Origin of the sequence: Pseudomonas sp. AO-1, assembly GCF_019775695.1 — a bacterium.
In the GTDB taxonomy this organism is placed as follows: domain Bacteria; phylum Pseudomonadota; class Gammaproteobacteria; order Pseudomonadales; family Pseudomonadaceae; genus Aquipseudomonas; species Aquipseudomonas parakoreensis.
The window spans coordinates 6,212,426-6,225,016 of the sequence record NZ_CP079947.1 but is presented as its reverse complement, the minus strand read 5'-3'; the positions used below and the strand labels follow the sequence as shown (position 1 = coordinate 6,225,016).

Annotated in this window: 10 protein-coding genes; 9 read left to right on the top strand and 1 reads right to left on the bottom strand. The window is 61.2% G+C overall.

All coding sequences use genetic code 11. From position 1 onward, the window contains the following. The first annotated feature begins 176 nt into the window (after positions 1-176). On the top strand, positions 177-1,445 hold the full coding sequence (locus tag KVQ82_RS28345) for a malic enzyme-like NAD(P)-binding protein (protein WP_222017105.1): 1,269 nt from the start codon (positions 177-179) through the stop codon (positions 1,443-1,445). A 235-nt stretch (positions 1,446-1,680) separates the two neighbouring features. On the opposite strand, the gene KVQ82_RS28340 is transcribed toward KVQ82_RS28345, so the two are convergent. Beyond that, positions 1,681-4,128 carry a penicillin-binding protein 1A gene (locus tag KVQ82_RS28340; RefSeq protein ID WP_041074922.1) on the bottom strand — a complete coding sequence of 816 codons (2,448 nt, stop codon included), beginning with the start codon at positions 4,126-4,128 and terminating at the stop codon, positions 1,681-1,683. Positions 4,129-4,344: 216 nt separating this feature from the next. On the opposite strand from KVQ82_RS28340, the gene KVQ82_RS28335 reads away from it, so the two are divergent. The 8 genes from KVQ82_RS28335 (at position 4,345) to KVQ82_RS28300 (ending at position 12,586) form a co-directional block, all read left to right on the top strand. Continuing rightward, positions 4,345-5,409 (top strand): pilus assembly protein PilM, encoded by a 1,065-nt coding sequence (locus KVQ82_RS28335; protein ID WP_041074920.1) that lies wholly within the window; start codon positions 4,345-4,347, stop codon positions 5,407-5,409. Then, positions 5,409-5,975 carry a PilN domain-containing protein gene (locus KVQ82_RS28330; protein WP_041074918.1) on the top strand — a complete coding sequence of 189 codons (567 nt, stop codon included), beginning with the start codon at positions 5,409-5,411 and terminating at the stop codon, positions 5,973-5,975. Before KVQ82_RS28335 ends, KVQ82_RS28330 begins: the two co-directional genes overlap by 1 nt. Continuing rightward, on the top strand, positions 5,972-6,595 hold the full coding sequence (pilO, locus tag KVQ82_RS28325; protein WP_047290892.1) for a type 4a pilus biogenesis protein PilO: 624 nt from the start codon (positions 5,972-5,974) through the stop codon (positions 6,593-6,595). The genes KVQ82_RS28330 and pilO overlap by 4 nt, the downstream gene beginning before the upstream one ends. Continuing rightward, positions 6,592-7,119 carry a pilus assembly protein PilP gene (locus KVQ82_RS28320; protein ID WP_222017104.1) on the top strand — a complete coding sequence of 176 codons (528 nt, stop codon included), beginning with the start codon at positions 6,592-6,594 and terminating at the stop codon, positions 7,117-7,119. The genes pilO and KVQ82_RS28320 overlap by 4 nt, the downstream gene beginning before the upstream one ends. A 13-nt stretch (positions 7,120-7,132) precedes the next feature. Beyond that, positions 7,133-9,211, top strand: a complete 2,079-nt coding sequence (gene pilQ / locus KVQ82_RS28315; RefSeq protein ID WP_222017102.1) for a type IV pilus secretin PilQ — start codon at positions 7,133-7,135, stop codon at positions 9,209-9,211. Positions 9,212-9,215: 4 nt separating this feature from the next. After that, the gene (aroK, locus tag KVQ82_RS28310; protein WP_027611316.1) at positions 9,216-9,734 is read left to right on the top strand and encodes a shikimate kinase AroK; all 519 of its coding nucleotides are present in this window, start codon (positions 9,216-9,218) and stop codon (positions 9,732-9,734) included. A 151-nt stretch (positions 9,735-9,885) separates the two neighbouring features. Then, the gene (aroB, locus tag KVQ82_RS28305) at positions 9,886-10,986 is read left to right on the top strand and encodes a 3-dehydroquinate synthase (RefSeq protein ID WP_041074910.1); all 1,101 of its coding nucleotides are present in this window, start codon (positions 9,886-9,888) and stop codon (positions 10,984-10,986) included. Positions 10,987-10,996: 10 nt separating this feature from the next. Continuing rightward, positions 10,997-12,586: an AAA family ATPase gene (locus KVQ82_RS28300; protein ID WP_131670928.1), complete on the top strand. Its 1,590-nt coding sequence runs from the start codon at positions 10,997-10,999 to the stop codon at positions 12,584-12,586. Positions 12,587-12,591: the final 5 nt, after the last annotated feature.

The window sequence follows — 12,591 nt, the reverse complement described above, 5'->3', positions numbered from 1 at the left end:
TTGTAGACATTTTTTCTATCGATTGTGAACAGTCCAGCCCTTGTGCGCCGTGGCTCTTGGCCCAAAGTCGTAGGACAGGGCGCTTGACAGGGGTGACCGCTCAGTCTTGTGGGGACTTTGCGAGGCGCGTATCCTCGCTGACCAGTCTGTCCAACAGTAAAAAGCGGAATGCCAAAATGTCTGATCTGAAAACTGCCGCTCTCGAATATCATGCCAATCCTCGTCCAGGGAAGCTGAGTGTCGAGCTCACCAAGGCCACTGTTACCGCCCGCGACCTGTCGCTGGCCTACAGCCCCGGCGTAGCTGAACCAGTGCGTGAGATCGCCAGCAATCCTGAACTGGCCTACAAATACACCGGCAAGGGCAACCTGGTTGCAGTCATTTCCGATGGCACCGCGATTCTGGGGCTGGGTAACCTCGGCCCACTGGCTTCCAAGCCGGTAATGGAAGGTAAAGGCGTACTGTTCAAGCGCTTCGCCGGCATCGACGTGTTCGACATCGAAGTCGACTCCGAAAGCCCGCAGGCCTTCATCGACACCGTAAAACGCATCTCCATCACCTTCGGTGGCATCAACCTGGAAGACATCAAGGCGCCTGAGTGCTTTGAGATCGAACGTGCTCTGATCGAGCAGTGCGACATTCCGGTATTCCACGATGACCAGCACGGCACCGCGATCGTGACCGCAGCCGGCATGATCAACGCCCTGGAAATCGCCGGCAAAACCCTGCCGGAAGCCAAGATCGTCTGCCTCGGCGCTGGCGCTGCGGCCATCTCCTGCATGAAGTTGCTGGTGAGCATGGGTGCAAAAATCGAAAACATCTTCATGGTTGACCGTACCGGTGTGATCCACTCCGGCCGTGACGACCTGAACCAGTACAAGGCGGTATTCGCTCACACCACCGACAAGCGCAGCCTGGCTGACGCTCTGCAAGGCGCTGACGTGTTCGTCGGTCTGTCCGGCCCGAACCTGCTGAGCGCTGAAGGCCTGCTGTCGATGGCGGCCAACCCGATTGTCTTCGCCTGCTCGAACCCTGATCCGGAAATCTCCCCGGAACTGGCGCACGCCACCCGCAGCGACGTGATCATGGCCACCGGTCGTTCCGACTACCCGAACCAGGTCAACAACGTACTGGGCTTCCCGTTCATCTTCCGTGGTGCCCTGGACGTTCGCGCCAAGCGCATCAACGAAGAAATGAAAGTGGCTGCGGCCAACGCCCTGCGCGAACTGGCCAAACTGCCAGTGCCACAGGACGTGTGCGACGCCTACGGTGGTGCGCCGCTGGAATTCGGCCGTGAGTACATCATTCCGAAGCCAATGGACAAGCGCCTGATCACCCTGATCTCCGACGCTGTGGCGAAAGCCGCGATCGAGACCGGTGTGGCGACCCTGCCGTATCCGAAGAACTACCCGCTGAAAAGCGTGGATGACGTGTTCAACGGCTAAGCCGTTGTAGCGCTCCAACAGAAGCCCCGGCTTGTGAGAGTCGGGGCTTTTTGTTTGGCAGATCAAAAGATCGCAGCCCGCGGCAGCTCCTACAATTGGCCTTGGTGGCCGCCGATTTCGCGGATCGGCGCCGATTCTGTAGGAGCTGCCGCAGGCTGCGATCTTTTGATCTTGCTTTGAAGCACAAAAAAGCCCCGCGCTTCTCACGAAGGCGGGGCTTTTTGCTTGGGCTGGATCAGAACAGATCGATCGGCGCCTGCTCATCCGCTGGCAGCGGGCTGCCCGGTACGGCACCGTTGCCCAGCTCATTCACCGAGGGCGGCGTGTCTTCGGACTTGAACAGCTCGAAGTAGGCGCCCGGCGTGCTTGGCGTTGCCGCACGACCGCTGACCGGATCCACCCGCAGGCTGAGGATGCCTTCCGGCTCAGGCTGCACGTGTGGCGGCTTGTCCTTGAGCGCGGCCGACATATAGTTCATCCAGATCGGCAGCGCCACGGTGCCACCGAACTCGCGGCGACCGAGGCTCTCTGGCTGGTCGAAACCGGTCCACACGGTGGTCACGTAATCGGCGTTGTAACCGGAGAACCATGCATCCTTCGATTCGTTGGTGGTGCCGGTCTTGCCCGCGATGTCGCTGCGACCCATGGCCAGCGCACGGCGACCGGTGCCGAGCTTGATCACGTCCTGCAGCATGCTGTTGAGGATGTACGTGGTGCGGCCATCGACAATTCGCTCAGCCACCGCAGGCACTTGTGGCGCAGCCGTAGCGCCCGGGGCTTCGCCCGGAACCGCAGCGGTGTTGACGGTAATCGGCTGAGGCGTCGGCGCTGCGATGCCATCGGTCGCCGAGCCGCCCTGTGGCACGGTCGGCGGGTTGGCGACGAACAGCGTGTCGCCGTTGCGGCTTTCGATCTTGTCGATGATGTACGGGGTGATCTTGTAGCCGCCGTTGGCGAAAGTGCTCCAGCCGGTAGCGATCTCCATCGGGGTCAGGGTCGCGGTGCCCAGTGCCAGCGACAGGTTCGGTGGCAGGTCCTGCTTGTTGAAACCGAAGCGGGTGATGTAGTCGATGGTTTTGCCGACACCCATCGCCTGCAACAGACGGATCGACACCAGGTTACGCGACTTGTACAGCGCTTCGCGCAGACGGATCGGGCCGAGGAAGGTGTTGGTGTCATTCTTCGGCCGCCAGACTTTGTCCAGGTACTCGTCGACGAACACGATCGGGGCGTCGTTGACCAGGGTCGCGGCGGTGTAACCGCTGTCCAGCGCAGCGCTGTAGACGAACGGCTTGAAGCTCGACCCCGGCTGACGCTTGGCCTGCAGGGCGCGGTTGTAGTTGCTCTGTTCGAAGGCGAAACCACCGACCAGCGAGCGAATCGCGCCGTTCTGCGGATCCAGCGACACCAGCGCGCCTTGCGCCTGCGGGATCTGGCTGAACTTCAGCGAGTTGTTCGGCTGACGCTGCACGCGAATCAGGTCGCCGACCTGCGCCACGTCCGACGGCTGGCGCGGTGCGGCGCCCATGCTGTTGGTATTGAGGAACGGGCGTGCCCATTTCATGGTGTCCCAGGCGACGTGCTCTTCGCCGGTACGGGTCAGCACCTGCAAGCCATTCTTGTCGACCTGGGTGACGATGGCCGGCTCCAGGCTGCTGATGGTGCGCTGCTTGGTCAGTTCGGTGGCCCACGCTTCGTGGGTCTTGCCCGGCAGGCGCGACTCGGGGCCACGGTAACCGTGACGCTGGTCGTAGGTCATCAGGCCTTCGTGCAACGCGGTGTTGGCCATTTCCTGCAGGTTGCTCGGCACGGTGGTGGTGACGCGGAAACCTTCTGTGTAGGCGTCGCTGCCATAGCGGCCGACCATTTCCGCACGGGCCATTTCGGCGATGTACGGTGCGTTCACTTCCGGGGTCGGTACGTGATAGCTGGCGTTCAGCGGCTCGTTGATCGCGGCGGTGTAGTCGGCCTCGGAAATTTTTCCAAGCTTGTACATGCGGCCGAGGATCCAGTCGCGGCGTTCTTTGCTGCGCGCCGGGTTGGCCAGCGGGTTGAAGCGCGACGGGGCTTTTGGCAGGCCGGCGATCATCGCCATCTGCGCCAGGCTGACGTCGCGGATCGACTTGCCGTAATACACCTGCGCCGCCGCCTCGATGCCATAGGCGCGGTTACCCAGATAAATCTTGTTCACGTACAGCTCAAGGATCTCGTCCTTGGTCAGCTGTCGCTCGATTTGCAGGGCCAGAAGAATCTCAGTGGTTTTGCGCGAGAAGCTGCGTTCGCTGGTCAGGAAGAAGTTCTTCGCGACCTGCATGGTGATGGTGCTGCCGCCGGACTGGATGTGGCCGCTTTTGACCAGTTGGGTCGCGGCACGCATCAGGCTGCTCGGATCGACGCCATAGTGGTTGGCGAAATTGTCGTCTTCAGCACTTAGTAACGCATTAATGAAATTGGGTGGAATGTCGGCGAAACGGATCGGAGTACGGCGCATTTCGCCAAATTCTGCGATCAACTTGTTGTCGCTGCTGTAGACCCGCAGCGGAATCTGCAACTGAATGCTTCTCAGCGCCTCCACAGACGGCAAACCCGGACTAAGGTAAAGAAACGCGCCACTGAGACCTAAAAGCAGTCCGCAGAAAACGGCGACGATGGACCAACCGAAAAATTTCAGCAGACGAATCAAGGCTTTTAAGCATCCAGGGCAAAGAATGAAGGTGGCGACAGGGTTCCGGTAACACACAGAACGGCCCGCGCCGGCAGTAAAAAGCGGAAAAAAACGCTGGGCATTATAAGCACTTTTCTGCTGGGGGCGTCATTTGCGCTTCTGTCAAGGCGTGATGAAGGAACGCAAGACGTATTACAGAGTCCGTAACTCACGGAAAGTCATAGGGAATTGGTAGTGCTGGGACTCTTCAATAAAAAGACCGATACGTTACTGGGGATCGACATCAGCTCCACTTCGGTGAAGCTGCTGGAACTCAGCCGTCAGGGCGACCGCTACCGTGTCGAGGCCTACGCGGTGGAGCCGCTGCCGCCCAACGCGGTAGTCGAAAAGAACATCGCCGAGCTTGAAGGCGTGGGCAATGCCTTGTCCCGTGTACTGGTCAAGGCGCGCACCGGGCTCAAAAGCGTGGCGGTGGCGGTGGCCGGTTCAGCGGTGATTACCAAGATCATCGAGATGGATGCCGGGCTGACCGATGACGAACTGGAAAACCAGCTCAAGATCGAGGCCGATCAATACATCCCCTATCCGCTGGACGAGGTCGCCATCGATTTCGAGGTCCAGGGTGTGTCGCCACGCAACCCGGAGCGGGTCAACGTGCTGCTGGCCGCCTGTCGCAAGGAGAATGTCGAAGTTCGCGAGGCAGCGCTGGCGCTGGCCGGGCTGACTGCGCGCGTGGTCGATGTCGAGGCCTACGCGCTGGAGCGCTCGTTCGGCCTGCTCGCCACTCAATTGGCCGCTTCGCAGGAGCGCCTGACTGTCGCCGTGGTGGACATCGGCGCCACCATGACCACCCTCAGCGTCCTGCACAACGGTCGCATCATCTATACCCGCGAGCAACTGTTCGGTGGCCGGCAACTGACCGAGGAAATCCAGCGCCGCTACGGTCTGACCGTCGAGCAGGCCGGGCTGGCGAAAAAGCAGGGCGGTCTGCCGGATGACTATGTCAGCGAGGTGTTGCAGCCATTCCGTGATGCCCTGGTGCAGCAGGTCTCGCGCTCATTGCAGTTCTTTTTCGCCTCCGGGCAGTACCATTCGGTCGATCACATTCTGCTGGCCGGCGGCACAGCCTCGGTACCGGGGCTGGATCGCCTGATCGAGCAGCGTCTGGGCACCCCGACCCAGGTCGCCAACCCGTTTTCCGACATGGCCTTGAGCAGCAAGGTCAACGCCGGGGCCCTGGCCAGTGACGCGCCGGCCCTGATGATCGCCTGCGGGCTCGCGCTCAGGAGTTTCGACTGATGGCGCGGATCAACCTTCTCCCCTGGCGTGAAGAACGCCGCGAAGAGCGGCGCAAGCGCTTCCTGCTGATCCTCATCGGGGTCTTCGTCGGTTCTGTGGGCGCGGTATTTATCGCCGATCAGATCTTCAGTACCGCCATCGAGCGGCAGGCCGAGCGCAATGCCTACATCGGCAAACAGATTGCCGTGGTCGACGAACGAATCAAGCAAATCAGCGAACTCAAGGCGCGGCGCCAGCAACTGGTCGAGCGCATGCGCATCATCCAGGACTTGCAGGGCAACCGGCAGATCAGCGGGCGGATCTTCGACCAACTGGCGCGCACGCTGCCGGACGGGGTGTATTTCACCAGCGTGAAACTGGCCGGCAAGACGCTGTCGATCAGCGGCGCGGCGGAGTCGAACAATCGCGTTTCGGAGCTGATGCGCAATCTGGACGCCTCAGACTGGTTCGACGCGCCGAGTCTCAATGAAGTGAAAGCGACGACTGCCGGTCAGGTGGACCAGGCCAACGTCTTTCAACTGACCGTTCGTCAGACCCAGCCGGCTGTGACGGAGGGCGATAAATGAAACCGTCCGAATGGCTGCAAAGTCTGCGCAATATCGACTTCAACGATCTGGACACCAGCAATATCGGCTCCTGGCCGGCCGCGGTGAAAAGCATCGCGGGAGTGTTCCTGGCGGTGCTGGTGCTGGCGCTTGGCTACAACTTTTTCATCAGCGACATGGAAAACCAGCTGGAAGCCAGGCGTCAGGAAGAAGACACCTTGAAAGAGCAATTCGCCAGCAAGGCGCGCATGGCCGCCAACCTGGAGTTGTATACCCAGCAGATGAAGGAGATGGAAAACACTTTTGGCGTGCTCCTGCGGCAGTTGCCCAGCGACACCGAAGTCCCGGGATTGCTCGAAGACATCACCCGCACCGGGCTGGGCAGCGGCCTCGAATTCGAAGAGATCAAACTGCTGCCGGAAGTGACTCAGCCGTTCTACATCGAGTTGCCGATCCAGATCACCGTCACCGGGGCTTACCACGACCTTGCGACGTTCGTCAGTGGGGTTGCCGGGTTGCCACGGATCGTCACCTTGCACGATTTCGAACTGGCACCTGCCAGCCCCGATGGCGGGACGAAGCTGCGCATGAACATCCTCGCCAAGACTTACCGCTACAACGACAAGGGGTTGGACAAATGACCCCGTTTCGTTTTTTCGCCCTGTCAGTGCTCTTGTTCGGCCTCAGTGGTTGCGGCGGCAGTGACGAGTTCAGTGACCTCGACGCATACATGAACGAAGTACGTCTGCGGCCGGCCGGCCGTATCGAGCCGACGCCGACGTTTCATTCCTATCCCACGTTCACCTACAGCGCGGCCAACCTGCGCAGCCCGTTCTCGCGTCAGGTGCGAGTCGATCTGGCCGGGCACCAGCGCGGCTCGCGCAACGTCAAACCCGATCCGAGCCGGGTCAAGCAATACCTCGAAGGTTTCAACATCGAGCAGTTTGAAATGGTCGGCACGATCTCCAATGCCTCCGGCTCCTTTGCGCTGCTGCGCGGGGCGGGCGGGGTGCATCGGTTGAAAGTCGGCGACTACCTGGGGCGCAACGATGGGCGCATCGTTGCCATCAGCGCCACTCAGGTCGATGTGGTCGAGATCGTGCCCGACGGCGAAGGCGCCTGGCTGGAACGTCCGCGCACCATTCCTTTGAAAGAGCACTCATAGTGGAAGTCGAACAATGAACAGGATTTTCTCCACCCTCGGTTTTTCGCTATGGATAGCGCTGCTTTCACCGATGGTTCAGGCGGCCAGTCTCAAGGCGCTGGATGTCGCGGCGTTACCGGGTGACCGTATCGAGTTGAAGCTGGCGTTTGATAGCCCGCCACCGCAACCCAAGGGCTACACCACCGAATCGCCGGCGCGAATCGCCCTGGACCTGCCGGGTGTCGCCAGCCAACTGACGAACAAGACCCGCGATCTGGGCAGCGGCAACGCCCGCAGTGCGACAGTGGTCGAAGCCAGCGACCGCACGCGTCTGATCATCAACCTGACGCAACTGACGCCGTATACCTTTCGGGTCGAAGGCAACAATCTGTTCGTGGTGGTCGGGCAGGGCGCCAAGCCTGCTGCGCCACGGCCAGCCGCTGTTGCGCCGCGACCGGTCGCGGCTCCAGCGCCGGCGAAGGCTTATACCCCCGTCGCCAAAACCATTCGTGGTGTCGACTTCCAGCGCGGCACTGCGGGGGAGGGCAACGTCGTCATCGACCTGTCGGACCCGACCATCGCCCCGGACATCCAGGAGCATGACGGCAAGATCATTCTCAGCTTTGCCCGCACCCAGTTGCCCGACAGGCTGCGGGTACGTCTCGACGTCAAGGATTTCGCCACCCCGGTGCAGTTCGTCAATGCCGCCGCCACCGGCGATCGCGCGGTCATCACCGTCGAGCCCAGCGGCACGTTCGACTATTCCACCTACCAGACCGACAACAAGCTGACCGTCAGCATTCGTCCGATGACCGTCGATGATCTGCAAAAGCGCAACGCCGACCGCAACAGCTACAGCGGCGAAAAACTTTCGCTGAACTTCCAGGACATCGACGTGCGCTCGGTGCTGCAACTGATCGCCGATTTCACCAACCTCAATCTGGTGGCCAGCGATACGGTGCAGGGCGGGATCACCTTGCGTCTGCAAAACGTGCCATGGGATCAGGCGCTGGATCTGGTGCTGAAGACCAAAGGTCTGGACAAGCGCAAGATCGGCAACGTGTTGCTGGTGGCGCCGGCCGACGAAATTGCCGCCCGCGAGCGCCAGGAGCTGGAGTCGCAAAAACAGATCGCCGAACTGGCGCCGCTGCGCCGTGAACTGCTGCAAGTGAACTACGCCAAAGCGGCGGACATTGCCAAGCTGTTCCAGTCGGTGACCAGCGCCGAAGCGAAAATCGATGAACGCGGCTCGATCACGGTCGATGAACGGACCAACAACATCATTGCCTACCAGACCCAGGATCGCCTCGACGAACTGCGGCGGATCGTGGCGCAGTTGGATATCCCGGTGCGTCAGGTGATGATCGAAGCGCGGATCGTCGAAGCCAACGTCGATTATGACAAGAGCCTGGGCGTACGCTGGGGCGGTTCGATCCAGAACAAGGGCAACTGGAACACCTCCGGGGTCAGCAATGGCTCGTCGACCACCATCGGCACGCCGGGCAGTACCAGCACCAACTCGCCGTTCGTCGATATGGGCACGGTCGGTAACACATCCGGGATCGGCATCGCCTTCATCACCGACAATGTGCTGCTCGATCTTGAGCTGACCGCCATGGAAAAGACCGGCAATGGTGAAATCGTCTCCCAGCCGAAAGTGGTTACCTCCGACAAGGAGACCGCGAAAATCCTCAAAGGCACCGAGATTCCGTACCAGGAAGCCAGCTCCAGCGGTGCGACGTCGGTGTCGTTCAAAGAGGCTTCGCTGTCGCTGGAAGTGACGCCGCAGATCACCCCCGACAACCGCATCATCATGGAGGTCAAGGTCACCAAGGACGAGCCGGACTACCTGAACAAGGTGCAGGATGTGCCGCCGATCAAGAAAAACGAAGTCAACGCCAAAGTGCTGGTAAACGACGGCGAGACCATCGTGATTGGGGGCGTTTTCTCAAATACTCAAAGCAAGGTCGTAGATAAGGTGCCATTTCTTGGCGATGTGCCGTATCTTGGCCGCCTTTTCCGGCGTGATGTGGTTTCGGAGAAAAAATCCGAGCTGCTGGTATTTCTCACTCCGCGTATCATGAATAACCAGGCGATTGCTGTGAGTCGTTGATTCTGTGCGAAATTTGATTCTTGTAGGACCGATGGGCGCTGGAAAAAGCACCATCGGCCGGTTGCTGGCCAAAGAGCTGCGCCTGCCGTTCAAAGATTCCGACAAGGAAATTGAACTGCGCACGGGCGCCAATATCCCGTGGATCTTCGACAAGGAAGGCGAGCCCGGCTTTCGTGACCGTGAGCAGGCGATGATCGCCGAGCTGTGCGCGTTCGACGGTGTGGTGCTGGCGACCGGCGGCGGCGCGGTGATGCGCGATGCCAACCGCAAGGCCCTGCACGCGGGCGGACGGGTGGTGTATCTGCACGCCTCCGTCGAGCAGCAGGTCGGGCGTACGTCGCGCGATCGCAATCGTCCTTTGCTGCGCACCGCCGATCCAGCGAAAACCCTGCGTGACTTGCTGGAGATCCGCGATCCGCTCTATCGAGAGATCGCCGATCTGGTGGTGGAAACCGACGAACGGCCACCGCGCATGGTGGTGCTCGACATTCTCGACCGTCTGGCACAGCTTCCACCCCGTTAAAGCGCCGCCGGAAATGCGCTATCCTCGGCGTCCGGTCACCGCCGTCGAGGTTGTGGCGGATGGCGTGCGAGCGGCGTCACATCAGCTAAAGGTCGCGGACATCCAATAATTCAAGGCAGGACGCCTGCTTCCATCTTCACTGTGGGGACACATGCAGACACTCAAGGTCGATCTAGGCGAGCGCAGCTACCCGATTCATATTGGCGAAGGTTTGTTGGATCAGCCCGAGTTGCTGGCGCCGCATATCCACGGGCGGCAGGTGGCAATCATCTCCAACGAGACCGTTGCGCCGCTCTATCTCGAACGTCTGACCCGCAGTCTTGCGCCGTTCTCGGTGATTTCCGTGGTGTTGCCGGACGGCGAAGCCTTCAAGAACTGGGAAACCCTGCAACTGATCTTCGACGGCCTGCTGACCGCCCGTCACGACCGTCGCACCACGATCATCGCCCTCGGCGGCGGGGTCATCGGTGACATGGCCGGTTTTGCCGCCGCTTGCTATCAGCGCGGCGTCGATTTCATCCAGATTCCTACCACGCTGTTGTCCCAGGTCGATTCGTCGGTGGGCGGCAAGACCGGTATCAACCATCCTTTGGGCAAGAACATGGTTGGCGCGTTCTATCAGCCGAACGTCGTGCTGATCGATACCGCATCGCTGAAAACCCTGCCGGCGCGTGAGCTGTCGGCCGGTCTGGCCGAAGTCATCAAGTACGGGCTGATCTGCGACGAGCCGTTCCTGAGCTGGCTTGAAGAAAACATCGATGCCCTGCGCGCACTGGATCAGAAGGCCCTGACCTACGCCATCGAGCGTTCCTGCGCGGCCAAGGCTGCGGTGGTCGGTGCCGATGAGAAGGAAACCGGCGTGCGTGCCACGCTCAACCTCGGCCACACCTTCGGCCACGCCATCGAGACCCACATGGGCTATGGTGTCTGGTTGCATGGTGAGGCGGTCGCCGCTGGCACCGTGATGGCGCTGGACATGTCCGCGCGCCTGGGCTGGATCAGCGAGCAGGAACGTGACCGCGGCATTCGTCTGTTCCAGCGTGCCGGTCTGCCGGTGATCCCGCCGGAAGAAATGACCGAAGCCGATTTTCTCGAACACATGGCAATTGATAAAAAAGTGATCGACGGTCGTCTGCGCCTGGTGCTGCTGCGCCGGATGGGCGAAGCGGTGGTGACCGCCGATTATCCGAAAGAGGTTTTACAGGCCACGCTGGGAGCGGATTACCGCGCTCTGGCTCAGCTTAAAGGTTAATAAGATTCCGATGACTAGTTTGCATGCCGACGAGGCGTTCCTCGGCCATTTCCAGTTAAGTCACGACCCTTTCGCGCCGCGGGTGCCGGGCTTCAAATTCTTCCCGGCCCAGCGCAAGCCGGTGCTGGGGCAACTGCACCATCTGGCGCGTTACAGCCAGTTGCTGCTGGTGGTCACTGGCCCGCAAGGCAGCGGCAAGACTCTGCTGCGCCAGGCGCTGGTAGCCAGCACCAACAAGCAATCGGTGCAAAGCGTTGTGGTTTCGGCCCGTGGAGCGGGCGATGCCGCCGGGGTGCTGCGTCAGGTTGCTCAGGCGCTGGATGTTGGGCAGGCCGAGGTCGGCGCGATTCTGGCGCAGGTGGTACAACTGGCGCTCACTGGTCAGGAAGTCTATCTGCTGGTGGATGACGCCGAGCAGCTCGACGAATCCGCGCTCGAAGCGCTGATGGCGCTGGGTGCCGGTGCACCGGAAGGTCGCCCGCACGTGTTCCTGTTCGGTGAGTCGTCGCTGATCGCGCAGCTCGAGGCCTTGCACCTTGAGGAAGAGCGCTTCCACGTCATCGAATTGCAGCCGTACACCGAAGAAGAGACCCGCGAATATCTCGACCAACGGCTCGAAGGTGCGGGCCGGGGTGTCGAACTTTTTACCGCGGATCAGATCTCTGAGATTCACGAAAGCTCGGAGGGTTGGCCTGGCAACATCAACCAGGTCGCTCGCGATGCACTGATCGAAGTCATGATTGCCAGCCGCTCTGCGGTCAAGCGTCCAAGTATGGGGTTCAACATGCCGAAGAAACACGTATTGGCGATTTCCGCCGTCGTTGTGGTCGCGGTCGCCGCCGCCTGGCTGATGCCGGGTCGCAACAAGGCACCAACCACCGGCGCACCTGCCAACGAACAGGCACAACTGCCGTTGGGCCAAGGCGCCAAGGGTGGCGCGCCGAACGTCGAGTTCGCCGGCAATACCCAGCCGATGCCGCTGCCGCTGGTCGGCAACTCGCAGCCGGTGATGCGCGGCCCATTGGCTGAGGCCGCGGGCGGCATCACCGAAGGTGACGATGGCGTGCCGGTTGAAGGTTCCAGCGCGACGCCGCCAACCGTAACGACTTCCGCGCCACCGGCAGGTGTTCCGGCCGGTCCAGCGCCGACGCCAGTGCCTGTTCCGGCGGCCAAGCCGACCCCGGCACCGACTCAGGTCGCCACCGCCAAGCCTGCTCCGGCAGCGCCAGCGGCCAAACCGGCCCCGGCGCCGGCCAAGCCTGTTGCTGCCGCCAAACCGGCCGAGAAGCCGGTTACCGTGGCCAAGGCTGCCGGTGGCAGCTGGTACGCCGGTCAGCCGACCAGCAACTATGTGGTGCAGATCCTCGGCACCAGCTCGGAAGCGACCGCGCAAAACTTCGTCAAGGAGCAGGGCGGCGAGTACCGTTATTTCAAGAAAGTCCTCAACGGCAAGCCGCTCTACGTGATCACCTACGGCAACTTCGCCAATCGTGATGCAGCCGTTTCTGCCATCAAGGCCTTGCCAGCGAAGGTTCAGGCTGGTAAACCTTGGCCTCGCACTGTCGCCAGCGTCCAACAGGAACTGGCAACAACTCGCTGAAGATT

Coding starts and splice junctions, on each gene's coding strand:
- KVQ82_RS28345 (WP_222017105.1), top strand. CDS start 177: ATGTCTGATCTGAAAACTGCCGCTCTCGAATATCATGCCAATCCTCGT.
- KVQ82_RS28330 (WP_041074918.1), top strand. CDS start 5,409: ATGGCGCGGATCAACCTTCTCCCCTGGCGTGAAGAACGCCGCGAAGAG.
- pilO (WP_047290892.1), top strand. CDS start 5,972: ATGAAACCGTCCGAATGGCTGCAAAGTCTGCGCAATATCGACTTCAAC.
- KVQ82_RS28320 (WP_222017104.1), top strand. CDS start 6,592: ATGACCCCGTTTCGTTTTTTCGCCCTGTCAGTGCTCTTGTTCGGCCTC.
- pilQ (WP_222017102.1), top strand. CDS start 7,133: ATGAACAGGATTTTCTCCACCCTCGGTTTTTCGCTATGGATAGCGCTG.
- aroB (WP_041074910.1), top strand. CDS start 9,886: ATGCAGACACTCAAGGTCGATCTAGGCGAGCGCAGCTACCCGATTCAT.
- KVQ82_RS28300 (WP_131670928.1), top strand. CDS start 10,997: ATGACTAGTTTGCATGCCGACGAGGCGTTCCTCGGCCATTTCCAGTTA.